The sequence below is a fragment of the Mesorhizobium sp. M0678 genome (assembly GCF_040320505.1).
Lineage (GTDB): Bacteria > Pseudomonadota > Alphaproteobacteria > Rhizobiales > Rhizobiaceae > Mesorhizobium.
In genome coordinates this window covers 1-24589 of sequence record NZ_JAMYPT010000026.1, presented here as the reverse complement: position 1 = coordinate 24589, position 24589 = coordinate 1, and the positions used below count along the sequence as shown (strand labels likewise).

At 60.3% G+C, this 24589-nt stretch carries 24 protein-coding genes and 1 pseudogene; 7 read left to right on the top strand and 18 right to left on the bottom strand.

What is annotated here, in order from left to right; translation table 11 throughout:
* Positions 1–153 precede the first annotated feature (153 nt).
* The 16 genes from NKI29_RS28915 to NKI29_RS28840 all read right to left on the bottom strand — a co-directional run bounded on the left by NKI29_RS28915 (position 154) and on the right by NKI29_RS28840 (position 16208).
* Positions 154–2049 carry an ABC transporter ATP-binding protein gene (locus tag NKI29_RS28915; RefSeq protein WP_352798076.1) on the bottom strand — a complete coding sequence of 632 codons (1896 nt, stop codon included), beginning with the start codon at positions 2047–2049 and terminating at the stop codon, positions 154–156.
* Positions 2049–3917 (bottom strand): ABC transporter ATP-binding protein, encoded by a 1869-nt coding sequence (locus NKI29_RS28910; protein WP_352798073.1) that lies wholly within the window; start codon positions 3915–3917, stop codon positions 2049–2051. Before NKI29_RS28910 ends, NKI29_RS28915 begins: the two co-directional genes overlap by 1 nt.
* Positions 3918–3990: 73 nt before the next feature.
* The gene (locus tag NKI29_RS28905) at positions 3991–4896 is read right to left on the bottom strand and encodes an SIR2 family NAD-dependent protein deacylase (protein ID WP_352798070.1); all 906 of its coding nucleotides are present in this window, start codon (positions 4894–4896) and stop codon (positions 3991–3993) included.
* A 36-nt stretch (positions 4897–4932) separates the two neighbouring features.
* Positions 4933–5145, bottom strand: a complete 213-nt coding sequence (gene nifT / locus NKI29_RS28900) for a putative nitrogen fixation protein NifT (protein WP_352798068.1) — start codon at positions 5143–5145, stop codon at positions 4933–4935.
* Complete coding sequence (locus tag NKI29_RS28895) at positions 5142–5462, bottom strand: nitrogen fixation protein NifZ (RefSeq protein ID WP_031256099.1); 321 nt, start codon at positions 5460–5462, stop codon at positions 5142–5144. Before NKI29_RS28895 ends, nifT begins: the two co-directional genes overlap by 4 nt.
* A gap of 99 nt (positions 5463–5561) precedes the next feature.
* Positions 5562–5756, bottom strand: a complete 195-nt coding sequence (locus tag NKI29_RS28890) for a 4Fe-4S dicluster domain-containing protein (protein ID WP_352457023.1) — start codon at positions 5754–5756, stop codon at positions 5562–5564.
* Positions 5757–5787: 31 nt separating this feature from the next.
* Positions 5788–7266, bottom strand: coding sequence for a nitrogenase cofactor biosynthesis protein NifB (nifB, locus tag NKI29_RS28885; RefSeq protein ID WP_352798066.1), 1479 nt, complete (start codon positions 7264–7266; stop codon positions 5788–5790).
* 236 nt (positions 7267–7502) lie between these two features.
* On the bottom strand, positions 7503–9266 hold the full coding sequence (gene nifA / locus NKI29_RS28880) for a nif-specific transcriptional activator NifA (RefSeq protein ID WP_352798064.1): 1764 nt from the start codon (positions 9264–9266) through the stop codon (positions 7503–7505).
* A gap of 204 nt (positions 9267–9470) precedes the next feature.
* The gene (locus tag NKI29_RS28875) at positions 9471–9770 is read right to left on the bottom strand and encodes a ferredoxin family protein (protein WP_352480510.1); all 300 of its coding nucleotides are present in this window, start codon (positions 9768–9770) and stop codon (positions 9471–9473) included.
* Positions 9771–9781: 11 nt separating this feature from the next.
* Positions 9782–11089 carry an FAD-binding protein gene (locus NKI29_RS28870; RefSeq protein WP_352798131.1) on the bottom strand — a complete coding sequence of 436 codons (1308 nt, stop codon included), beginning with the start codon at positions 11087–11089 and terminating at the stop codon, positions 9782–9784.
* A 9-nt stretch (positions 11090–11098) separates the two neighbouring features.
* Positions 11099–12208, bottom strand: coding sequence for an electron transfer flavoprotein subunit alpha/FixB family protein (locus tag NKI29_RS28865; RefSeq protein ID WP_352798062.1), 1110 nt, complete (start codon positions 12206–12208; stop codon positions 11099–11101).
* An 18-nt stretch (positions 12209–12226) separates the two neighbouring features.
* A complete protein-coding gene (locus tag NKI29_RS28860; protein ID WP_352466656.1) occupies positions 12227–13078 on the bottom strand; it encodes an electron transfer flavoprotein subunit beta/FixA family protein in 852 nt (283 codons plus the stop codon).
* A gap of 188 nt (positions 13079–13266) precedes the next feature.
* Positions 13267–13647, bottom strand: coding sequence for a nitrogenase stabilizing/protective protein NifW (nifW, locus tag NKI29_RS28855; protein WP_352491471.1), 381 nt, complete (start codon positions 13645–13647; stop codon positions 13267–13269).
* The gene (gene nifV / locus NKI29_RS28850) at positions 13644–14852 is read right to left on the bottom strand and encodes a homocitrate synthase (protein ID WP_352798060.1); all 1209 of its coding nucleotides are present in this window, start codon (positions 14850–14852) and stop codon (positions 13644–13646) included. The genes nifW and nifV overlap by 4 nt, the downstream gene beginning before the upstream one ends.
* On the bottom strand, positions 14849–16066 hold the full coding sequence (nifS, locus tag NKI29_RS28845; protein WP_352798058.1) for a cysteine desulfurase NifS: 1218 nt from the start codon (positions 16064–16066) through the stop codon (positions 14849–14851). Before nifS ends, nifV begins: the two co-directional genes overlap by 4 nt.
* The gene (locus NKI29_RS28840; RefSeq protein ID WP_352798056.1) at positions 16017–16208 is read right to left on the bottom strand and encodes a hypothetical protein; all 192 of its coding nucleotides are present in this window, start codon (positions 16206–16208) and stop codon (positions 16017–16019) included. The genes nifS and NKI29_RS28840 overlap by 50 nt, the downstream gene beginning before the upstream one ends.
* On the opposite strand from NKI29_RS28840, the gene NKI29_RS28835 reads away from it, so the two are divergent.
* The gene (locus tag NKI29_RS28835; protein ID WP_352798055.1) at positions 16209–16457 is read left to right on the top strand and encodes a hypothetical protein; all 249 of its coding nucleotides are present in this window, start codon (positions 16209–16211) and stop codon (positions 16455–16457) included. It abuts the gene before it with no gap.
* 69 nt (positions 16458–16526) lie between these two features.
* Here the strand turns inward: NKI29_RS28835 and NKI29_RS28830 are convergent, their stop codons facing one another.
* Positions 16527–16847, bottom strand: a complete 321-nt coding sequence (locus NKI29_RS28830) for a HesB/IscA family protein (RefSeq protein ID WP_023678237.1) — start codon at positions 16845–16847, stop codon at positions 16527–16529.
* Between the two features lie 722 nt (positions 16848–17569).
* Here NKI29_RS28830 and NKI29_RS28825 point away from each other — a divergent pair.
* Complete coding sequence (locus NKI29_RS28825; RefSeq protein ID WP_352798053.1) at positions 17570–18637, top strand: hemin-degrading factor; 1068 nt, start codon at positions 17570–17572, stop codon at positions 18635–18637.
* Positions 18638–18764: 127 nt separating this feature from the next.
* Here NKI29_RS28825 and NKI29_RS28820 read toward each other — a convergent pair whose 3' ends face one another.
* On the bottom strand, positions 18765–18977 hold the full coding sequence (locus NKI29_RS28820) for a hypothetical protein (protein ID WP_352798051.1): 213 nt from the start codon (positions 18975–18977) through the stop codon (positions 18765–18767).
* A gap of 520 nt (positions 18978–19497) precedes the next feature.
* Between NKI29_RS28820 and NKI29_RS28815 the strand changes: the two genes are divergently transcribed.
* The 5 genes and pseudogenes from NKI29_RS28815 to NKI29_RS28795 all read left to right on the top strand — a co-directional run.
* Positions 19498–20715: a cytochrome P450 gene (locus tag NKI29_RS28815; RefSeq protein ID WP_352798050.1), complete on the top strand. Its 1218-nt coding sequence runs from the start codon at positions 19498–19500 to the stop codon at positions 20713–20715.
* 40 nt (positions 20716–20755) lie between these two features.
* Positions 20756–20947 (top strand): ferredoxin, encoded by a 192-nt coding sequence (locus NKI29_RS28810; RefSeq protein WP_352798048.1) that lies wholly within the window; start codon positions 20756–20758, stop codon positions 20945–20947.
* Positions 20948–21169: 222 nt separating this feature from the next.
* A pseudogene (locus tag NKI29_RS28805) lies at positions 21170–21810 on the top strand (nuclear transport factor 2 family protein).
* A gap of 1485 nt (positions 21811–23295) precedes the next feature.
* Positions 23296–23952 carry an antitoxin Xre/MbcA/ParS-like domain-containing protein gene (locus NKI29_RS28800; protein ID WP_352596149.1) on the top strand — a complete coding sequence of 219 codons (657 nt, stop codon included), beginning with the start codon at positions 23296–23298 and terminating at the stop codon, positions 23950–23952.
* Positions 23953–24267: 315 nt separating this feature from the next.
* A partial coding sequence (locus NKI29_RS28795; protein ID WP_352798046.1) for a porin occupies positions 24268–24589 on the top strand: 322 nt, incomplete at its 3' end.

The window sequence follows — 24589 nt, the reverse complement described above, 5'->3', positions numbered from 1 at the left end:
CGGATAACGACGCTGGAGGAAATCGTTCGCAGCCGGTCTTCACGATCTGCGCGAGTGCTTTTCATGAATGCTACCTGCTTCCTCGACTGCGGCGGCCTGAGTGTCCGCCGGCACGCCCGAAGTCAATGCCAGTACCACAAGGCCGCCAAGACGTCAGGTCTGGTAGCCGGCTTGTACGGTCGTATCGTGTTCGGGAATATCGTCGAAGGAGGCGTAGTTGAGATTGTAGAGTTTGGAATACAGGCCCCCCATGGCTATTAGCTGATCGTGGTTGCCAGTCGCAACAACTTGGCCATTCTGAAGCACGATGATGCGGTCGGCACCCCGGATCGTGGCAAGACGGTGGGCGATGACGAGGCCAGTGCGGCCTTCAAGCAGCTTTATCAGAGCCTTCTGAATCTGCATTTCCGTGTAGCTGTCGATGTTGGCGGTAGCTTCGTCGAGCACGAGGATCTTGGCGTCGGCGACGAGGGCGCGGGCGAAACTGATAAGCTGGCGCTGGCCGAGAGATAAGTTGTCGCCGCGTTCGCCAAGTTGGGTCTCATACCCGTCGGCGAGGCTCATTATGAAGTCGTGGGCGCCGACCGCCTTGGCGGCCTCGATCACCTTGTCGCGCGTGGCTTCCGTCTTGTGGTATCGAATGTTCTCGAAGACCGTCCCGGTGAACAGGAACGGCTCCTGCAGCACCATGGCGACCTCGCGGCCGAGCGATTCCTGGGTGAGATCGCGCACATCATGTCCGCCGACCAGCACTTGGCCCTGCTGAACATCATAGAAGCGGTGGACCAGGGCCATCGCGCTCGATTTGCCAGAACCGCTCGGCCCGACCAGTGCGACCGTCTCGCCGGGATTGACCCGGAAGGAGACATTTTTCAGCACCGAACGGTTCGGATTGTAGCCGAAGGTGACGTCCCTGAACTCGACCGAGCCGTCCATTTCGGGCGAAAGCACCTCGGCATTGGGTTTGTCCTGAACATCGATCTTGACGTCGAGCACATCGGTCAGGCGCTTGCCTGAGGCCATGGCGCGCTGCATGATCGAATATTGCAGGGTGAGTGAGCGGATCGGGTCAAAGAAGCGCTGGATGTAGAATAGGTAGGCAACCAATACGCCCACATCTATGCGGCCATTCATGACCATCGAGCCGCCGACCACAATAACGGCGGCCATGGCGAGGCCGGTGAGGGCATCGACGATAGGCACCATGACCAGTGCATATTTGGCAGCGATCAGGTGGGTCCTGAGGTTGGCATGGGCCTTGTCGTCAAAAAGAATGAAATTCACCTGCTGGCGGTCCATGGACTGGACGGTGCGCACGCCGTGAATGGCTTCGGCCAGCGCGCCGTTGACGACGGAATTAGTCTCGTGTGCAGCCATGAAGGCGGCGCGGGCACGCGGCAGCCAGACAATGCGGACGATCACCAGGACCGGCAGAACCGAGAGCGTCAGGAGGCCGAGGCGGAAGTCGAGCCACAGCATTACGAAAACGATGCCGAAGAGAAGCGCAACATCGCCTACGGAATATACCGAGGTTTCGAGGAATTCCTGTATGGAGTTGACGTCGCCTTGCAGGCGCGACATGAGGCGTCCGACCTCGGTCTTGTCCATGAAGGAGAGCGAAACCTTCTGCAGATGGCCAAACATGGCGCGGCGGATGTCGAACAGGACAGTTTCGGCCACTTTCCCAACCACGGTTTCCTGCATGTAGCCGGCAGCGAAATTGACCAAAATCGCCAAAACGAACGCGCCGACGGCCGCGAGCTGGGCTGAGCGATCGGTCCTTGCCGGGTTCATGCCCTGGTCGAGCGCGTAGCGGATGATCAACGGGATGAGAAGCTGCGTCCCGGTGAAGATCAGCATTGCTGCAATCGTGATGACTACCCTGGCCCGATAGGGACGGACGAAAGCCCAGATGCGCCGGAGGATGCTCTTGTCGAAAGCCCGGCCGAACATCTCCTCCTCGATGCGGTGCGAGCCGACAACCGCGCGCGGAGGGCGTCTGCCGTCGCCACGTTCGGCTTCGACTTCGCCGGCGCGGCCCTGCGCCATCAGCGGGCGCCCCCATACTGGGTCATATTGTCATCACCCGGGCGCGTCTGGAGATCGTAAAGGGCCCTGTAGCGTCCCCGCTTCGCCAAAAGCTCTTGATGCGTGCCGCGTTCTACGATTTCGCCGTTATCGACAAAAAGGATCTGATCGGCATGCACAAGCGCACTCAGCCGGTGCGCGATGATGATCGTCACCCGATCCTTGGCGAAGCGCCGCATCGCCGCGCGGATGCGCTGCTCGGTGCCGGCATCGATCGCGGCCGTTGAGTCGTCGAAAACGACGACGGAGGGGCGCAGCATCATGGTGCGAGCAATCGTGAGACGCTGGCGCTGGCCGCCAGAGAGAGAGACGCCGCGTTCGCCCACGACCGTCTCGTAGCCTGCTGGGAGCCCGAGGATGTAGTTGTGGAGCTGGGCGAATTCGCCAGCGCGTTCGATTCGCTGTCTCTTCGCCCAGGGATCGCCATAAGCGATGTTGTTCTCGATCGTAGTGGTGAATAGGAATGCATCCTGCTGTACGACGGCGACCGCCTTGCGAAGCGTCGCAAGGGTGACATTGCGTATGTCCTGGCCGTCCAGCGTGATGGCGCCACCGGTCACGTCGTAAAAGCGGGGGACCAGATGAGCCATCGTCGATTTGCCCGAACCCGGCGGACCGACGATCGCGATCGTCTCGCCTCTACGGGCCTCAAAGCTGAGGTTCTTCAAAATGGCGCGGTTTTCGGCGCTGGGGTACGCAAACGAGACATTGTGGAAGCGCAGAGTGCCGTCGCTTATCTCGAGCGGTCTGGCCTCGAGAGCATCCCTGATTGTGATCTCCTGGTCGAGGAGACCGAAAAGCCGCGAACCGCAGCTAGAAGCGCGGGCAAAAGCATTGACCATGAGGCCGATCTGGCGGACTGGCATTTGCAGGATTGTCATGAAGGTCAGGAAGGTCGCCACCGTTCCGACGCTGATCTCGCCAGCGACGAGCTTGCTGCCACCGATCCAGAGCACCAATCCCATTGCGAAAAAGAAGGACAAGGTCATCGCCGACGTGCTGGGCACGTAGATGTCAACGCGGTCGTTGGCGAGGTCGAGCGCGTTCTTGGAAGCGCCGTCGAACTTCAGCATCTCGTAGGCTTGAGCCGCAAAAGCGCGGACCACGCGGATGCCTGCGAGATTTTCCTCCATCACGCGGCTTAGTACCGAAAGCCGCTCATGCAGGTCGAGCCAGGTGGCGCGCAGCCTAAGCTGTGTGGCCGATGAGCGCCAGGCGACAAAAGGCACGAAGCTCAGCGCGACCAGGCCGAGCATGGGATCGGTCGAGATCATCATGTAGGCGCCGATCCCGATCAGCATGGTGAGCAGGACCACGCGAACGAGCGCGGTGGAAAAATACATCCGCACGCCTTGGAGATCGAGCATTCCGATGGTGATCAGATCGCCTGAATGGACCCGGTCGTGAAAGGAAAAGCTGAGACGCTGGATTTTGTCGTAGTAGGCGAGCCGCAGTTCGTACGCGACATGATGCCCGACGGCCTCGGCAAAATAGTTCTGCGCCATCGTGAAAAGGCCGCGTAGCGCGCTGACGGCGAGCAGCAGGAGAGCCGGGATCCAGAGCGCTTGTCCTGCCGCGGTCCCCGCGACACCGCCCCCGATGGCTGTCTGGGTCTGGTCGACAGCCCGGCCGAGCAGCTGGGGAATGAGCAACTGGAGGATTGCCGCCATGATCGTCGAGCCCATAGCGAAGGCGACCTGCCAGGGATGCCGCAAATTCATACGCGTGATGCGCAACAGCGTACTCAAATCCCGGCCCCAGCGCGCCGCTTCCACATGGGTCAACGAATTCAGAGCATTCGTTGCGCTGCCGATAGCATCACTGCTCACGGGTGTATTCCCGACTGCATTTTGCGCCTTCGAGGCAAGCCGAAGGACCAATCATCAAAGGGGCCCGCCATTGTTAATCCTGTCCACCACCTGCAGCAGGGCGCGTTCCTATAAGCCGAGCCGCGGCTTCACTTACTGGCATGTCGATCACCGTGATTCCGCTTGCCGCAAGGAAACGCGCTTCGTTTCTGGTCAGCGTTTCCGCGTCCATTACCGCGGAATGTGGACCTCGGGAGCGCTTCATCATCTGCCTGGCGTAGGTGCGCAGCATCTGATCGTTGAAGCGGCAGCCAACGAAGAAAAATCCACGGGTGATGCGCCGTTCCTTCACCACGTCTGGGATCGGTGTCTGGATATCGATTTCGGTCAGGACTTCGACATAGTCGGAATCTGCGACGAGAAAGTTTTGCGCCGGCCTAATACTCCCGTGAGGTGTATAGAGAACCGTCTTTGCCCCCGATCGGGGGTCGAGTTCCCTCCCGGACAAATCGTAGGTTTTCGTCCAAATGTTACCGATTTCGTTCGCCCGCGTGACGCCTTGTATCTCAACGACGTCCGTTCGGCCGGTCTCTACGAGAGCCGTGCGCATCGCGCCGTCGTACCAGCTGTCGACGATGAGGGAGAGCGGCAGCCTTGCGAGCCAGGCGTGGAGGAGGGTGGGCGCCACCGGCGCTGCGAATATGTCGGTCATCCAAGCTTGAAGCGTCCGGCGATGCCGGCGCTGTTCGATGAACTGCGCAACCGACCACATATTGGTGCGGATCCTGGAAGGGGCTGGCGCCCGTGCATTGAGTGCCGCGGCAACGACCTCCGGCGTATGCGGCACAGGCGGTTCCGCACAGTTGAACCCAAGAAGACCCGGACCGAGATAGGGGATCACCTGATCGGCGGCGAGCGCTTCCTTCGCCAGGTCAAGCAGCTTTTCGGCAAAACTGTCCCGTACGATGACGAGGTGGCCCGATGTCAGGATCGTGTTCATGCTCGTTCCTCGCGACGCACCTATCAAGGGGCAGCATCAGTCCTGTTCGGAAACCTTCTTTGCCTCGACGGTGATCGGCAGACGCGTATCCCGTGGAAGATCGGGTAGGAGGAGCCGCCACCCGTTCCTGAGCGTCACAGTTCCGCCCCACAACTCTTCCTTCTCGAGCTTGATGATCGGCTCTTCGAGGTCCTTCTTCGGGACATACGCCGACAAGCCAGCATCGGTCCTGCGGATCATGACTTTCATCTGGCCGTCCCTTCATTGGTATTGCTTTCAGCACTGCAGGGCGCCTCGGCTTTGTCGAGGCTCATCAGTTCACGCGCTCGCATGCCGACGACGGTGCCACGGTCGATCCATTCGACCGCATAGATGAAGAACTGCTGGAGAAAGGTGCCAATGTCGCGCACATATCCCTCGTCGCCCTTCCGCACGAGATTTTCGCCGATCTCCCTGCCAGGATAGGTGCCGTCATTTTTTATGTGGCGAGTGGCACGTACCCGCTCTCCCGGCATGAATCGTGGAGGCCTGCGGATTTCGACCTCCTCTTCGCGTCCGAGCGACATGTCCGTTCCCTGATTTCTCTTGAGGCTGCAGATCGTGAACAAAGGCGTTCCAGGCGTCCTGCGAAGGCATCCCCGACCATGTCGGCAGCCCAATGTCCGTCACGCAGGAACGCAGGTCTTCGGCACCGGGCATACCGAGGCACATTGCTGCGCATCGAAGACCCCCTCGCACTCGGTGCACTTGTGCGGCTCGATCACGTAGCTCTCGCCTTTGAACTTGATCGCGCCGGAGGGACATTCGAATTCGCAGGCGCCGCATTGGGTGCATTGGGATGCGATGATCTTGAAAGCCATTTTAACTCCTGGTCCGAATGGATGAGACAACTCAGGCCGTCGCCGCGAGTGCGGGGGTCCCACACGTGGCGGCGTAAATCGAGCTGATTGCGGTCTCGATATAGTCATGGGCATAAGCGTCGGTGGCTCGGATTCCAGCGTCCGCAAGCTGATCCTGCGGGCAATTTCCGATCTTGGCACACAGCACGATATCTATGCCTTCAAGCGCTGCGATGACGCCATCGAGGGCGGCTTCTCCGCCCCAGCCGCCGAGGCAATACTGCTCCACCTTCCGATGCCCGACAAAACTGATCCCTCTCGGCGAGGCTTGATAAACCTGGAATTCCTTCGCATGGCCGAAATGTTCATTGACGCGGCCGCCGCCCTTGGTCGCCACCGCGAAGAGAAGGGACTTGCCGGGGCTCGCTGCCTTGACCAATCCGATCGCTTCTCTCCTAGCCGCCACGTGATCACGGCGCTCCTCCGCGACCAGCTCCCGATAGGCCTTGCGATTGCTGGCATCGTAGGTGACCTCGCCGGGAATCCGGTCGAGTGTGAATTCCTGGCCACGATCCTCACCGAGCAGGCCGACGGCATCTGCCCGGCACTGCCGGCAGTGGCGCATCAACTGGGCGCCGCCTTCGACACGATCCTGAAGAGCCTTCATCTCCATTGCGTTTGGGCCGCGTTGCCCGCTCAGTCCGTAGTGCGTGCCGTGCGCCGGGTCCGAAATCAGCGGCATGAGGTTGTGCAGGAACGCGCCTCGCTCCTTGACCCATCTATTCACCTCGATCAGATGCTCATCGTTCACGCCGGGGATCATCACCGAATTGATTTTGGTGAGGATGCCGCGCGCGGTCAGCATCTCCAGGCCCAACATCTGCCGCTCGTGCAGGATCCGGGCGGCTTCGATGCCGACGTAGCGGCGATGGTCGTAAAAGATCCAAGGATAGATCTTTGCACCGACCTCAGGGTCGACCATGTTGATGGTGATCGTCACGTGATCGACATTCATGTCGGCAAGCTCCTCGACATGGTCCGGCAGCGCGAGCCCATTCGTGGAGATGCAAAACTTGATGTCTGGGATTTCCCTGGCGACTCGTTCGAACGTTGCCTTCGTCTTCTTCCAGTCGTAACAGGCATCGCCCGGTCCGGCGATGCCGAGCACGGAAAGCTGCGGCACCTCGTTGGCGACCGCGACCACCTTGCGTAGCGCCTGGTCGGGCGTCAGCTTTTCGGAGACCACCCCAGGCCGGCTTTCGTTGGCGCAGTCATATTTGCGATTGCAGTAGTTGCACTGGATATTGCAGCCGGGCGCGACCGCGACGTGCATGCGCGCGAAATAGTGATGCGCCTCTTCTGAAAAGCAGGGGTGATCCTTGATCTTGTCCCAGACAGCCGGATCCGTGTCGTCCGGCTTTATCGACGAGCCGCAGGACGAAGTCGCGCAGCCACCGGCTTTCACGGTGGCAAGCAACTGGTCATCGAATGTCGTGCTGAGGCTCTCAAGCGAAATTGCCGGTGCGGACATCGAACGGCTCCGTTGCTGGGTGAAGTCGCAGTTCAAACCGCAAGAGCTATGCCAGCTCAAAGAGCGGTTTTGGTTCACGAATTGGCTTTCGTGTCGGATTCCGTGGATTGCTCCGACACACCTTTGTCGGGCTTCCGACAGTGGACAAGCAAATCGGGTCGCGAAGGCTACCAGCCTTGGGCGCGCAGAGTGTGAGGGAGACTACTCCGGGCTTACGTTTGACGTCATCACAACGTCTAGAATTTCTTCACCTCGATACCATGCCGGCGCAGCGCGTAGCCGATTTGCCGCGGCGTGAGGCCGAGGATACGAGCCGCCCTGGCCTGAACCCAACCGGCCTTGTCCATCGCGTCGATCAGCCGGTCGCGTTCCGTCAGACGCGGGGGACAAGCGGGATCGTTCGGATCGCCCGCCGCAAGGGGAGATACCTTGCCTGCGGAGGCACCGATGCGACTGGCCGGCAGCCGCAATCCGACCGGCACTTCGTTGAACCGTGCGAGATCGTCGATGGCATTGCCGCCATTCGAGCGGTCGGCTCGCTTCCAGAGGAGCCAGGAAAGGCACTGGCTCTTCTTACAGGCGAAATCGGATGGCGTGATCGTCCTTGAACGCGCAAGTGTGGCCGTCCTTTGGACGCAGTTCTCCAGCTCGCGGACGTTACCAGGGAAGTAGCATTGCGAGATCAGGTCAAGCGCCGACGGCGCGAAGGCAAGTGCGCGATCGTTCTCCTTGTTGAATCGGTTGAGGAACGCGTTCGCAAGGCGTGGAATATCGCCGGGTCGCTCTCTGAGCGGAGGCAGGATAATTGGCCCCACATTGATGCGGTAATAAAGGTCGGCCCTGAACTCCCCTTTTATGACGGCCGTCTCGAGGTCCTTGTTGGTGGCGCATATGAGGCGCACGTCGACCTGTAGCGTTTTGGTGCCGCCGACTCGCTCCAACTCGCCTTCCTGCAAGACACGCAACAGCTTGGCTTGAAAGGCCGGCGAAATCTCGCCGATTTCATCAAGTAGCAGCGTTCCCTCATTTGCCAATTCAAAACGACCGGCGCGCTGGGAGATAGCACCCGTGAAAGCGCCCTTTTCATGCCCAAACAGTTCTGACTCCAGAACGCTTTCAGACAGTGCGGCGCAGTTCAATTTGACGAAAGACTTCTTCCTCCGACGTGAGAGCTTATGGATGGCTTGCGCAAAGAATTCCTTGCCGGTGCCGCTTTCACCCCGCAGTAGCACGGTGGAATTGGTCCCTGCTACGACCGAGACGGTTTCGAGCACCTGCTTGAGTGCGGGGCTTTCCCCGATGATCCCGTCGATTTTGACATCCGCATGCCGGGCAGGGTCGTAGGTCCTACCCTCGTTGGGCGATTTCTCCGGTCTCCATTGCTCATGGACAGACCGCTGACGATCTGTACTCAGGATGCGATGGAGACGGATGGTCCGGCCGACAAGGTTGGCGACCATCGTCAGGAAGTATGTGTCCTCGTCGTCGCGAAAGTCGGTGGCGCCGTCTCCGGCGCGGTCGATCGACAATGTCCCAAGGATCTTATGATCAGCCTTTAGCGGGATACCGATAAAGGCAATTGGGATGGTGCCGCTGCTCGAAGACGTTTGAAGGTCAGCCTGAAATAGTTGGGACTTGCGGACGTCCGGGATGAAGAGCGGCGTCCCCGTAGCGACGATTTGATCTGTTACGGCCTGTGGTATGACGCGGCGAGTGCCTGATTGAGGTGCGTGGGTATTGCCGGCAGTTGCGGCAATCTCCGGCTCTCCTTCAGCGTCCAGGACGACGATTGCTCCGTGACGCATCTGCAGAAACGAAGGCAGGATGTTCACGACATTGGCGAGCGTAATCTCCAGCTCGCTGGGGGCGGTCAGCACCTTCGATATCTCGTAGAGTCCCCTGAGCGCGATATCTGCTTGGGGCATGCTTTTGATGGGCGGTTCAGGGCGGGTATCCCGAGGTGCTACCTCGTCGACCCGATCTTGCGGTACGTGAGCCATGGAAACACCTCAGGGGTTGTCGTCCAGAGTGCTCCTCCTTTTGTATCTCAATTCTGAAAGCACAGTATTCACGAGCTTCTCTTCGTTGCGAGGCCATTCTAGCAAAGATAGACTTGGCCTTGGTCCCGACCTCAGGTGTACCAAGATTGACCCTGTTCCTCAGGTGTACCAAGATTGACCCTGTTGATACGGTGCGTGCGTCGGTCATCCGAATTTGAAGAGCACTCCGAAGCCGCCGCGTGGATAGTTCCACTCGATCTCGCCACTGGTCTCGCACAAAATCCGGCAGGTGCCGCACTCCATGCAGCCGTCGGCGGTGATCTCCACTTGACCTTTGTCGTTCAACTCATAACATTTCGCCGGGCAGACGTGGGTCAGCGCAAGCAAGTTCGCGCTTGGCCTCTCGTGCGGTAGCACTTTGATATGCGGACGGCCGGAATCCACCAAGTAGCGGTTCTGGTAAAGCTTGTCCTCGACACGTGACTTCGTCACTGCGATCGTCATTTCGTCTCCCCTCAGCGCCACGCCAATGCAAGGCGGACCGCGTCGCTGACCAGCCCCCAGCGCGAGCGCGCCTTGATGAAGGCCGCCGTGGTCGCCTTTTCCTTCTCGATCTTGGGCGTGCCGTCGACACGCATGAAGTTCTGCGCGGCTTGCGACATCAACCGCGGATAAGTCGTGAAGTAATTGCAGGAATTGGTGTGGAGCAAGGCCGGCATGTCTTTGTATTTCCTTAGGTCCTTGACCACGAAGGACTTGTCCAGCATGGCTTTGTAAAGGGCGAGATTCCGTTTGGTCATAGGACCGTTGCGGCTCTTGACCTCGACGATTGCCTCAGCCGCGATGCGGCCAGAGGTCATGGCGAGGTTCGAACCCTCGCGGTGAATGGCGTTGTTCAATTGCGCGGCATCGCCGACCACGACCCAACCGTCGCCAAAGAGCTGCGGAATAGCCTTGTAGCCGCCTTCGGGAATGAGATGCGCGGAATATTCTTTCACTTCCGAGCCGGCGATCAGCGGCCGGATCGAAGGATGTTTTTTTAAGGCGTCGAGGAGGACGTAAGGGCTCTCGACCATCGCGGCGAAATCGGAGACGAGGCAGCCAATGCCCAGTGAGATCGACTCCTTGTTGGTGTAGAGGAAGCCGAGCCCGGCCATGCTGCGGGAGGTCGTGCCCACCGCCTCGATCACGCAGCCTTCATCGCCCTTGAGGCCGAACCGCTCCTCAATGACCTCTTCGGGCAGGAAATGCATTTCCTTGACCGCGAGCGCCACGGTTTGCGGCTTCGGCATCTCGCGCAGGCCGGCCCGCGTGCCAAGCAGCCCGGAAACACCTTCTGCGAGGACGACCACGTCCGCGTAGATGGCTCCGCCGGCCCGGTCTGTGCGGACGCCGATCACCCTGTCCTTGGCGTCACGGATGAGTTCCGTCACGGTCGTCTCGCACAGAACCGTCGCGCCGGCCTCGCGCACCTTACGCGAAAACCATTTATCGAACTGGGCACGAATGATCGTGTAGCGGTTGGGCTTCGCCTCATTGAAGTCGTCCGACCGATAGTGAATCCCGGTATGGGATGTGTCGTCCATCACCCAAAGCCGCTGTTCAACCAAATGCCGCTCGAGAGGCGCATCGTCCCGGAAATCCGGGATGATCTTCTCCAGCATGTTCGCGTACATGATGGCACCCTGGACATTCTTGGAGCCCGGATATTCACCCCGCTCCAACTGCAGCACCCTCAGGCCGTGGCTGGCCATGGTGTAAGCAGCTGCGTTTCCGGACATGCCAGCCCCAATAACAATGGCGTCGAATTGTTCCTCAATCATGTCCATCCCTTAGCTCGCAAGCTTATCGCGACTGTGGGGCGACAGCCGCCGGGTGAAGGCTTCCGTCAGTGCGGGCAGGAAGCGGATCGCGTCGGTGACGATCCCGAGGTGAGCGAAATCGAAAATCGGCGCGTTCGGGTCGGTGTTGATGGCCACGATGAGATCCGCCCCCTCGACGCCAACCCGGTGCTGGATGGCGCCGGAAATCCCGGCCGCTATGTAAAGCTTCGGCCGGATGGTCTTGCCAGTTTGGCCGATCTGCCGATCAGCTGGCATCCAGCTCTTCTGGACCAACGGGCGCGAACAGCCGTGCTCGGCGCCGATTGCTCGCGCGAGATTCTTCACAAGCTGCAGGTTCTCCGCCGCGCCTAGACCGAGGCCTCCCGCAACCACGACGTCGGCATAGGCAAGATTTGCCTTTGCCGACTGACTATCCGGCAGGAAGCCCAGCACTTTGGTAACGATCTCGTCCTCGGCTACCGACAGCTTGTGCCGGATGACACGCCCGACCGGATTATCCGCCCGCTGCGGCATGGGCATGACCCTCGGTCGCACTGTCGCCATCTGCGGCCGGAAATTGAGCGTATAGATCGTGCACAACAAGGAACCGCCGAAAGTCGGACGGGTGGCGGCGAGCGAACCGTCGGTATCCACATCAAGTTCGGTGCAGTCGGCCGTGAGCCCTGTCTGCAAGGTCGTCGCCACGGAGCCGGCAAGATCCCTGCCGAGTGTGGTGGCACCGAGAAGAAGGATCTCGGGTTTGTGGGTATCGACCAGATCCGTCATCGCCTTGGTGAAAGGCTCGTTCCTATAGTCGGCGAGCAGCGGCTCCTCGACGATGTAGACAAGGTCGGCGCCATAAGCGAACGCTTCGGCAACGGCGTTCCCGATGGCCTCTCCCGGCGCTCCAAGCGCGACGCCCGCAAGCTGGACCTGAAGCTTGTCTGCTAACTTGCGGCCTTCGCCGAGCAGTTCGAATGATACGGGATGGACCTGGCCGCGTTCGAGCTCGATGAAAACCCAAACGTGCCGGTAGTCCTTGAAATGCGCGGGCAGCTCCTTCTTTATGCCGGCACGGCCGGCGGCAGGGCGAGGGGTTTCTCGGTTCGCGGTCGACATCGTCTGCTCCTTGCCCTCTCACGCGCCGCCGTTGAAGGCGAGCTCATGTTCCAATGCCGGCTGGCGGGTGAAAATTGCCGTGATGAGTTCGTCAGCGACATCGCGCAAGGCCATCTCGGCGGTGTCGATTTTTGCCGCCTTTTCGGCCCGCGCAGGAGGCGCGAAAACGCGCTTGACCACCGTCGGTGAACCGCGCAGGCCGCATTTGGTGAGATCCTCAATGCCGGCATCGGCCGCACTCCATTTCAAGACCTGGCTGCGCGCGGCGCACAGGGCGTCCTGGATCGAGCCCCGGCGGATCTCGTTTGTGCCTTCCAGCATGGTGATCAGGCAAGGGAGCCTGCTCTTCAGCATCTGTGTGCCGCCTTCGGAGCGGCGCTCGACCTTGATCTCGCGTGCAGCAAGGTCAATAGAGGCGATCTTCGCGACATAGGTCAGTTGCAGGAGTCCGAGGCGCTTGGCGATGCCGGGCCCGACCTGGGCGGTGTCGCCATCGATCGTCTGCTTGCCGGTGAAGACGAGGTCTGGCGTGCCGAACGTCTCGCCAACCTTCGCGATTGCCTGGGAAAGGGCGAACGAGGTAGCCAGCGTGTCGGAGCCGGCAAAATAGCGGTCGGTCAAGAGCACCGCTCGGTCGGCGCCGTAACCGAGCGCCTTGCGCAGCGCGTCCTCTGCCATGGGCGGACCCATAGTGAGCACGGTGACTTCGCCACCATAGGCGTCGCGCAGTCTGAGGGCTTCTTCGAGGGCGAACAGGTCGTAAGGGTTGATGATAGTCGGAACACCCTGGCGCATGATCGTGTTCGTCACCGGATGGACCCTTATCTGTGCCGAGTCCGGCACCTGCTTGATGCAGATTACGATGTGCATTGGCGGTTTCTCTAGGCTCCTGTCCGGATGCGGGCTTGGCGGTTATCTCTTTGGTGCGCATCATTCGTGCCAACTGTTTTGCGCTGCCCCCTATTGCTAGAACTTCGCTTGGTTGCTTCTGAGGGCGCCGTGGTGATGACCGGATTTGTCGGCTTCTCGACATTGTCGCGTCGCAACCCGTGTCGCGGTCATTCCTGTCCGAACCGCTTCAGTACGGAGTCGAACGGGACAAAGGTGCGGCCCGGCGTGGCAGGTTTGTTCGGATCGTGGTCTTTGAGCACCTTGAAGACCCGATGCGTGAGCGGCGAGGAAATCGCGAAGTCTTCGTAAGCGCGTTCGAGCGTCGCGCGCACCCGCGCGGCAATCACCTGGTCGGGCAGACCGGAGAAATCTTCTTCGGCAAGGTATTGGCCCACGCGCTTCATGATATGGAGCCGCGAGACATTCAGCACCTTCGGATCATAGGAGACGCCAAGGACTGCGAAGAACTCCTCCGCAGCCGACAGGCGCTTCAGTCGTGCGAGGATGTCGGTGACATCGATGGGGCGGCTGTCAGCGGAACAATTCATTGCATTCTCCCTGGTCGGAAAACTGTGGTGTCGGTGCGCTCGCGCACGGCTGACCTGGACCCGCACAGCTCCGCGAGGGATGCCTCGCTGCACATTCCATCGTAGAGCTCGACCAGTTGAGTTGCAGTGACGGTCGATTTGGTCTCGGCCGCCTCGCGCCGGACGCGGGCCACCATCGCGGCTGCCAGATCCGGGTCGAGATCGCGGCCGCTTTCGCTCAGCACATGGGCAATCGCAGTGGCGCCGGAATGCTTGCCGATGACGATACGCCGGCAGCGGCCCACGAGAGCCGGATCGAGCCCCTGATAAGTACGCGAGTCCTTCAGCAGCCCTGCCACGTGAATGCCGGATTCGTGGGTGAAAACATCGGCGCCGACGACCGGCTTAATGGCCGCGGTCTGCCGGCGGGCGGCCCAAGCCACCTGGGCGGCGAGGTCGGGCAATGCGGTCAGCTCGATGCCGGTATCCGCGCCGTCGAAGACCGCCATCGCGGCGGCCACCTCTTCCAGCGCGGCATTGCCCGCACGCTCGCCGAGCCCCAGGACGGTGACGGAGGCATGGCGCGCGCCTGCGCGGATCGCGGCCAGCGTGTTGGCGGCAGCAAGTCCGAGATCGTTGTGCGCATGAAATTCAAGGTCGATTGGAGACTGCGCCACGAGCTGGGCGACAAGTTCGAAGGTCGAAAACGGGTCGAGAACGCCGACTGTGTCGGCTAGCCTGACGCGGCTTGCGCCGGCGCGTGCAGCCGTCTCGATGACGCGGGCGAGATGATCTCGATTGGCCCGCGAGGCATCCTCGCAGCCCACCGCGACGAAGAAGCCGGCGGCGGCTGCGCGCCTCACCATATGCTCGATGACCTGGAGCGCTCCCGCCTTATCGAGGCCGAGCTTGGCGGCAAGTTGGATGTCCGACGCAGGCAGCGATAGATTCACGGCGTGGACGCCGCTCTCGATCGCTGCATCGAGATCCAGCGACGTCATCCGGCACCAGGCCATGAGCCGAACCGGGAGACGCCGCGCGACCACGGCGCGAATTGTTTCGATCTCGTCGGCGCCCATGACCGGCGCGCCGATCTCGATCTCTGTGACGCCGGCCGCCGCAAGAGACTCGGCGATCTCCAGCTTTTCCGTCGTCGTAAAGGCGACGCCGGGTGCCTGCTCGCCATCGCGCAAGGTCGTATCGTTGAGAAAGACATGACGGGTCATGAACGGCAGCCTGTTCTGCTGCCGCTCAGGCATAGACCGGATTGAACGTCTTCGGCGCCTCGCCTACCGGGCCCAGGACTGGGAAAGCCACGCAGCTTCTCCACGATTGCCGGCATGACCTCGAGCACCCGGTCGACGTCCGCTTCGCCGTTGTCCCGCGCCAAGGAGAAGCGGACTGCCGCGTGTGGCGTTTTCATCGCGCTCAGGACATGGCTCGGTTCCAGCGAGCCGGAGGTGCAGGCGGAGCCGGAGGAACACGCGATGCCCACGCGGCTGAGGAGAAGTGGAATTCCATCACTTTCGACATGTTCGAAGGAGATGTTTGCGGTGTTGGGCAACCGTTCCAGGGGATCACCAGTGACACAGGTGCTTGGGATGCGCTGGAGAATCCCGTCCTCTAAACGGTCGCGGAGCGACTTTACCCGTGTGGTCTCGTCGTCCATGAATTTCAAGGCGAGTTCGGCAGCCATGCCGAGCCCGACTATGCCGGGCGTATTCTCGGTGCCAGCACGCCGGTTGTGTTCTTGGTGGCCCCCCTTGATCAGCGAGTGGAAATTGACGCCACGTTTTACGAAAAGCGCGCCGATCCCTTTCGGCCCGTGCAGCTTGTGGCCGGAGAGCGACAGCATGTCGATTGCGGTCGACTTCAGGTCCATCGGAAGCTTGCCGACCGCCTGCACAGCATCGGTATGGAAAAGGGCGCCCACTTCCTTGGCCAACTCGGCAAGCCTGGCCACGGGGAAGATCACACCAGTCTCATTGTTCGCCCACATTATCGAGACGATTGCCACCTGTGGGGTGAGGGCGGCCATATAGGCGTCGAGGTCGAGCCGGCCACGGCAATCCACCGGGATCCTGTGCACCTTGACGCGGCGGGTCTTCTCAAGATGCGCGCAGAGCGTCAGCACGGCGGGATGCTCGACCGCGGACGTCACGATCTCGGTTCGGTTGGGCGTCGCCTCGAGCGCCGAAAGAAGCGCTGCATTGTCGCTTTCTGTCCCACCCGAGGTGAAGGTGATCTCATCGTCGAACTCCGCGCCGATCAGAGCTTGCAACTGCCTCCGCGCCTTTCTCACCGCCGCACTGACTGAGGCGCCAAGAGCGTGCGCCGACGAAGGGTTGCCGAATTGATCCCTAAAGAACGGCAACATCGCTTGCACGACCTCAGGATCGACCCGTGTGGTTGCGTTGTTGTCGAGGTAGACAGGTTTCATGTGCGATCCTCAGTTGACCGGAATGACGCGAGCGCGCGACCGCCTCATTGAGCCTCTGGCGTATGCCGTTGATGATGATGGGCCCGAACTGGCAGCCGGCGCAGACGCCCGAGAGTTTGACGTAGACCGGATCGGCGTCCACATGGACAAGTCCGCAGTCGCCGCCGTCAGCCCGCAGGTAAGGACGCCCGAACACGACAACGTTATCGATAAGCCGAATTTGGCGCAGCGGCGCGATTTGGCCGCCAGCAGCTTGGGTGCCACCAGGAACCGAACTGTTTCGGGAGGCGACGTTCTTTGCATCCTACCTGAAGCGATTGCCGGTCCCAAGATCGGCTTCGACCTTGCCTTGTTCTTGAGGACAGGGACATCTGTTGTGCCGGCCATATAAGCCTCCTCTGCCGCAAATGAGTCCGTCGGCGGCAATCGCTTCATGGACCCGCACAGGCGCTTCGGGCGATCAACTGAAGGACTTGCCGCAGCCGCACTTCTCGCGCGCGTTGGGGTTATCGAAGACAAAGCCGGAAGATTCGAGCCCGGTGAGGAAGTCGACGGTCATGCCGGCGACATGCGGTTGGGAGCCCGCGTCCACGAACAGCTTGATCCCATCTGTCTCGGTGATCGCGTCGCCCTCGCGCGACACGCTCTCCAGGCCCATTAAGTATTTGAAGCCGGCGCAGCCGCCGGCCTGGACCATGATGCGAAAGCCTTCCGCCGGCTCGCTGGCGCGGGAAAGAGCAGTCTTGATGGCGGCAACAGCGTTGTCGGTGAGCGTAATCATGGCTCCATTCTCCTCAGTCCGGGACCTGCTTGCGCATCACGTTGCATGCACCGTGCCAAAGCGAAAAAATGTTTCAACACAGCGCGGGATCTCTGACACTCAGGTGGTTCTTGTGAGTCCATTGCTGCGAAGGTGTCGGCCAACCGACACGTACTGTCGGGTTTGTCGGGTCCGCCACGCGGGATGTTGGGCCTGAGTTGTTGGCTGAACTCACATTAAACCAATGACCATTACAGAAGACTTCTTCTGAGCTTGCTTCGGCGCAATTGGCACGGTTTTTGAAGCTCTGGCGAGGCGGCAAGAGACTGCCGATCCACAATCGTGTCGTGGGTGCCCTCGCGATCGATGGGGCGAAGCAAGGGAGCAACATGTCAGGACTGAGTCAGACACGCTTTGTTTGGCGAAGCAGCGCCGCCCGTGGCATCCGAATGACCGATTGGCCGATTGCGACAACACCCACAATCGCTCACCACCGCCCGGTGGCCACCGACCGGCTCGATGAGATTCCATCGGCATGTGCCTGCTCGTGTCACTCGGGTCTCGCCGCTCCGATAGCACCCCCGGTTTTCGCGCGGGTGCGACGACGTGCGCACGCTGTCCAGCGACACTTTGTTCACGGGCCAGCAGCAGATCAGGGTCGAGCATTACGGCGCGCCCGATCGGCTGAAGATTCACCGGCAGGGCAGCTGATCCTCACACGTAGGTGGAAGCAGGGGTAAGACATGGACCAGCGCGAGAAACCGTCGCCGGACGAAATCCGGCGGGCGTGCGAAGACAATCCGAAAATCCGGGAGCATGATCTCGCCGCTCGATTGGGCATTTCGGAAGCCGAATTGGTCGCGGCGCATTGTGGTCACGGCGCGGTGCGCATCGAGCCGCGCGTCGATGATCTGCTGACCGGCCTCGAAGCGGTCGGCGAGGTGATGGCGGTCACCCGCAACCAAAGTGCCGTGCACCAAAAGATCGGCGTCTACGACAAAGTGGTCACCGGCAACCCGCATGCCATGGTGCTCGGCGACGAGATCGACCTGCGCATCTTCCCGAAAGCGTGGGCGTATGGCTTCGCCGTCGAGAAGCGCGAGGGAGCCGAGATCCGCCGCAGCCTGCAATTCTTTGATGCCACCGGCGAGGCGATGCACAAAGTACATCTCAGGCCCGCCTCGAACCTGCACGCCTATCAGAATCTGGCGGCAAAGCTCGCATCCTCCGACCAGCAGCCGATCATATCGTTCAAGGCGAGCGGGGCGGGCGATAACGCAGTGAGTCCGGACCAAGCCGCCACGGTCGACGACCTACGCGAGCACTGGAGCCGCCTGAGCGACGTGCATCAGTTCTACGATATGTTGAAGACACTGAAGCTCAGCCGCTGCCAGGCGATGCGTATGGCCGGCGAGGATTACGCCTGGCAGCTCGACAATGATGCCGTTGGCGCCCTGTTCCAACAGGCGGCCGAAGACGAGATGCCGATCATGTGCTTTGTCGGCAATCGTGGTTGCATCCAGATCCATTCCGGCCCGATCAAGTCGGTCAAGCAGATAGGGCCGCGGATCAATGTGCTCGACGAGACCTTCCATCTGCATCTTAGGACCCATCACATCCGCGAGGTCTGGGCCGTGCGCAAGCCGACGAGGGACGGTCACGTCACGTCCATTGAAGCCTATGGCGCCGACGGCAAGATGATCATCCAGTTCTTCGGCGCGCGCAAGGAAGGAGAACGCGAGCGCAGCGACTGGCGGTTTCTGGCCGAGAGTCTGCCACGTGTTCCCGGTCCGACCTACAGGGAGGTGTAGAGTGCCGACAGGCCCTCGGATTGAACCGGCCGCCATAGGACTCGGCACCACGTTGCGACAGCGGCTGCGAGTCGTAGCGCATACGGACGGTTAGGTGTGCACGCCGGAATTGACCGCATCGATACAGTCAAGCTCGTCGCCGGCCGGACTGCTGCGCACGAGTGCATCGCCGTCTGACCGAAAATCCTTGCAGCGCCTGCGAGCGATAAAACGCATACGCCATCAGGGCCGAACCGAAGCGCGGCTCGACCTTGTTGATATTTCCGATCATCGCGCGCAAGCGCCGACGGGTCTTGTCGGACCGCACCCGATCCTTGCGCTGGATCGCGTCGTTGCTCAATCCGGGCCGTGCGAGCGATCTCCTCGCTCGTCGACCGGAAGGCTGTGCAGCAGCAGCCAAGCCGAACAGCCCGATGTCGCGGACACGACAAAACCGACCACGGATGTCGGTTGTCGGACGTTGTCCTAAGAATTATGGACAGGTGATCATCAGCGGCGGGCCCAGTGCAGGCTGGCATTGATTGGTGCAGCGCCATGGGTACGCCTATCCGGCACGCGACTTGCTTCGACAATTTGATCAGCAGGGCATCAGCAGTGCGTCACGGTGCTCAGAGGTGATTAACCAGCCTCTCAACCCTAACGGGGATAAGCGGCGGCTTTGCTTCATGACCGCAGCGCGGCGGAGATGCCCCTTCTGATCGACTTCGCAACCGATCTCATCCGCGCTGGTGCAGGTGGGCTGTATCAGGCGACAGAATCTAGAAGGCGCCCGACAAGAGACGTGCCGATGCTGGAAATCGACTTTATGAACAGCGGTGCAATCTCAATCGAGCCATGAACGCCAATGTAGAGAAAACAAAATGGCGACCAACCCCGTTCCAGATCATGTCCCGCCCGAAATGGTGAGGGACTTCAGCCTGTTTACATCGCCAGGGATGCCACCAACACCCAACGGGGATCCACACGCAGCTGTCGCTTGCGTACATGACGGGCCTCCGATCTTTTACTCCCGCTACAACACGCAAGATGGCCGGGGTACCTGGGTCATCACCCGTGCCGCGGACCAGCGGAAGGTGCTGCAGGACGCAGAGACTTTTTCCAGCCATCGCAGCATCTTCTCCTCCATACTGGGTGAAAACTGGCCGACGATCCCCCTTGAGCTCGATCCACCGGCCCATGGCGTCTTTCGCTCACTGCTCAGTCCGCTGCTTTCGCCAAAGCGGGTGAGGGTGTTGGAGCCGGCTGTCCGCGAGCAAGCGATCATGCTGATCGATAGAATTGTCGCATCGGGCACAAGCTGCGACGCGATGAAGGATTTTGCCTTTCCTTTCGCGGTGAGCACCTTTCTTCGCTTTCTGGGGTTGCCCGATGACCGACTCGATACATTCGTCGGCTGGGGGAAAGATCTGCTCCACGGCGACGATAAGGAACGACCTGTGGCTGCCCGGGCGATCGTGGCATTCATCGACGAACTTGCAGCCATGCGCCGCCAGGAGGCGGTTGACGATTTCATGACCTTTATCGTGCAGGCACAGGTCGAGGGCCGCCGGCTGACGGACACCCAAGTCCGCGGCATCGGCGTGCTTGTCTTCGTCGCTGGGCTCGACACGGTCGCAGCAGCTATAGGCTTTGACTTGGCGTACCTCGCGCGCAACCTCAAAGATCAGCAATTGCTGCGGAGCGAACCGGACCGCATCCCGCTCGCAACCGAAGAATTGCTGCGGGCCTATCCGCCCATTCAGTTGATCCGCGTGGCTACGAAAGATATCGACTTCGAAGGCGCGCCGATCCGGAAGGGGGACTATGTTTCCTGCGCCACGATGATTGCCAATCGTGACCCGGCGGAATTCGAATGCCCCAACACGATCGATTTGGAGCGGGAGGACAACCGCCACGCAGCGTTTGGCTATGGTCCCCACCGTTGCCTTGGCTCACACCTTGCCCGGCGGGAGATTGTCATTGGCCTGGAGGAGTGGCTGGCGCGCATCCCGGCTTTCAGGATCAAGCAGGGTACGGCACCGATAACCTCTGGCGGCCATGTGTTCGGGATCGAAAATTTGATCCTGGACTGGTCCTAGGCCCGCCCCGAGCCGGGGCACAGACAATGGAGGCAGCGCCATGCGCATCATCGTCCAAAAGGCCAAATGCCAGGGTCACGCGCGATGCGCGGCGCAAGCGCCGGACATCTTCAAGCTTGATGACGAGGGTTACATCCTGCCTGGTGACGTTGAAGTTGCGGAAGGGGAGGAACTGCGTGCATCGCGAGGCGCGCGATCCTGTCCTGAACGTGCGCTGGAACTCACCCGCTGACGCTTTGAATCAGACGTCATTCAACCAAGAGTCTGGCGGGCTTGAATGGGGTCGACCATGTGGCCGCACTGGAAAGGACGGCACGCGACCTCTGTCCCAGCACGGTCCACGTCCAACTCCGCGGGGGCATTCCCGGCGCCGAGGTGTTCCCCATGAGGCGCAAACGGCAGGGCGGGGGTTCGCGACACACCTCTTCCAATCACAGAATTTGCGACAGAGCCGATGGACCAGACGAAAATTACCGAACTACTCGACCGCGAGGCGATCCGCGACTGCCTCTATCGGTACTGCCGCGGAATAGACCGCGCGGATGAAGCGGCGCTCCGCAGCGCGTATTGGCCCGATGCGCATGACAATCACCGGGCAAATTGCGGCTCGGCAGAGGGCTTCATCCGGTTTGCGCTCGGCGTCTTCAAGAGCGGACCCCGCAACATCCATAAGATCACAAACGTCCTGATCGAATTCATCGGCGGGCAGAGGCCGCGGTCGAGAGCTATTTCACCGCGCTGCAACGCGGACCGGACAACGACGGAGAAGTACGCCAGGCGCTCCTCTGCGGCCGATACTGCGATCTGTTTCACAAGAGGGAGGGGGAGTGGCGGATTGCCGAACGGACAGTGGTCTACGATTGGCTCGAGGAGCAGATCCCACCAGCGGTCATTGAAGCAGAACGGTTCGGCCCGCGACAGCCTATTGGAGCACCGCATCCGCACGATCCGGTTTACACGCTTAAGAAGCGTCGCATTCCTTCTCGCCCTGATGCCTTCAGAGGTTTCGAGTGGGAGGCCGCATCGGCAGTGGGGCCAACAGAGTATAACAATTTTGCAATGCCACAGCGATCCCGGCGAAAGCCTGCCCGGTGAGGATGCGGCCGATAGGAGTGCCCTTTTCTCCCCGCGACGGCGTCACGGTGACAGCGTTCTTCTCTGTCGCCCCGAGCCCGCCGACGACGCTGGTGTGCACGATTTGCGGGACCTCCGCAGAGCCGCTCATCGGGGCAAGCGCCTGTCCTCGGGGGATCCCTCACCAGCTCCGGCTGTCAAATCGAGAGTTGGACCGCTGCCGGAACCCACGAACGCCCATATGGGCCTGCAACTGGCCGTTACTAGAACAACGCACTGGGTCGGCTCGGGGCATCAGGTGCTCGTCTTTGCTGATACGTCTATACAGACCTCACCGGAGTGCAGGCGTCGCCCAGTGCCGCCAGGATAGCAATTGCGTAAAGGCGCCGATGCGGTTTGCCTTCCAAGAAGATCAGTCTCCTGGTCTGCTCCAGCGGTCAACTGGATCCTCGGTACCTCGCAGCTAGACTATTCTGCGACTTCAGCGAAGGGGTACGCGCTATCCAGAAGCGGGCGCATATGTCGTCGGGGACCGAGGATATCCTGGCCGCGGCCGTTCCAGAAGAGGCGCACCAGATCTGATCAAGCAGATCAAGTCCCACCACTTAAAAGCGAGACGATCGGGTCCGTCGTACTCGCGACGCGGCGGAGTGCTTCATTCCGGACGTCCTTGCGAGCGTCGAAGCAGCCGCAGTTCCCCATTGGACAAGGCCATCTGCAAACGCGATGGTATCGTCCAAAATATTATATTGGCGAACTGAACACCACGTCGCGCATACTTGCAGCTAGCAGGACAAACGCCCATGCGGCCTGTGGAGATATCTTCGAGTGCCTACAATGAGCGAAATACCACACCTTCCTTCGATCTCGATACCACTGGCGTGATCAGGGGGGGCTGCACGTCGGTGGTGAAGAGGACGCGGCGCGTGGTCCTTCGGCTGCAGATAGTCCGCTGAGGCACCGGATAAAAGCTGCTCTGCCTGCCGGGAAGCCCGTATGAGTGGTTCGAGTGATCTTGCAAATGAACGTCCCGAGGACGGGCTTTCAAGCTTTGTCATGAAGGAGGTGCCGTGCACCTGGCCAATGCGATGCGGCAACGGTGAAGCATGTATGTCGCCAGTAAATTCGAGCATCCAAGTCGCTGTCGAATGTACAGTTCGTCGAAATGTGCGATACGTTCGATTTGTGCAAGTAACAATGGAAAAGTGTTGCATAAAAGAAACGTCTAATTATATAAAGCTGGCAAGCTAAACTTTAAACTTGCACAAATGAGCATCGCGGATAGCGTCCCGCGTGCACTGCGATGTGCGTCTGTTTCGATCGTGGGGGCAAGACGGTCGTCAATTGATGTTCTTCCCTTTTCTATTGAGAGGCAAAAGTTGAAGCCGCAAGACGGCTGCTAGGTTGCGCGCATACGAAAACGCAACACATCGCCGTCCCCCCAACTTCATGTCTTCAACGCTCTTTCGGAGGCTTGCTGAGGGAATGCTATTGGGAAAGCCAGATATGTCCGCGTCGAGTGATCTTGGGGATGAAAAGCGCCAGACCGAGCTTTCAAGCTTTGTCATGAGGGAGGTGCAGCGCATTCTTGCCCAATGCGATGAGGCGAAGCAGGGTGACAAGGCTGCTGTTGCGCCTTCTGGTTCTCCTTCCAACGAATTGACCGTCGTGGCCGCCGAATTTCTTGGTAGGCTCGAGGCCGAAGCAGCGCGACGGCTAAACGCCCAGGCGGGTGAGATCGCTTCGCGACCACGGGCAGCCGATCATCCGCTCGGGCATCCGGTTCTGAAAGATTGCCCGAGAGAAGGCGCGCGCATTGCAGAATGGGCCGGTCCAGTTGCGGGGTCGACGCATCTCGAGAGACGTTTTGGAATACCGCGGTCCACTTTGTATTGGTGGCAGCAACACAATGATGTGGTTGCCTTTCGGAGAGGCTCCCGTAAGCATGTATTTCCCCTAGCTCAGTTCATCGACGGCAGGCCTATGCCCGGAATCAGGCAGGTCCTTTCCTCGATCTCCGATCCCAGACTGGCTTGGCTGTGGCTGATCAGCCCCTCGCCTCTTCTCAAGGGTCGCGTCCCTATCGAATTGCTCAGAGAAGGTATGAACACAGAAGTTGTTACATCCGCCGCCCAGGCTGTTTCTCTGATTGAATCTATCTGACAATTGGCCGGATGCCGATGGCTGTCCGCGCATTATGTAAGTGCGCACAAGCAGATGTACCAATTGTGCGATTTGTGCAAATGTATAGTTGTTCAATTTGTGCAAGTAATACAATAGATTTAGTGGCAATAATGCAACGGATACTTCTATATATGGATAGCAGAGGGAATTTGAACTTGCACTAATTCGCCCAGCGAATAGCGTTCGAGCCGGGAAGGATGCATCGCGATGCGCATCTTTTTCGATCGTGGGGACAGGGAGCGGTTCGTCCATCGACGTCCTCGCCCTTTTCAAATCATTGAATGGAGATCAATTATGAACATCAAGAGCCTTCTTCTCGGCTCAGCTGCGGCTCTGATCGCAGTTTCCGGCGCCCGCGCCGCCGACGCGGTGACCGTCGCCGAGCCGGAACCGGCTGAATACGTCAAGATCTGCGACGTGTACGGCTCGGGCTACTTCTACATCCCCGGCACCGAGACCTGCCTGCGCATCGGCGGCTATGTCCGCTACGACATCGGCGTCGGCGACGTTGGATCCTACGACGGGGCGCGGACCCACGACGTCCAAGACGGCAGCGACCAGGGCACCTGGCGCAAGAACGCCCGCTTTGACCTAAGGACTTGGACCGGCCAGGAAA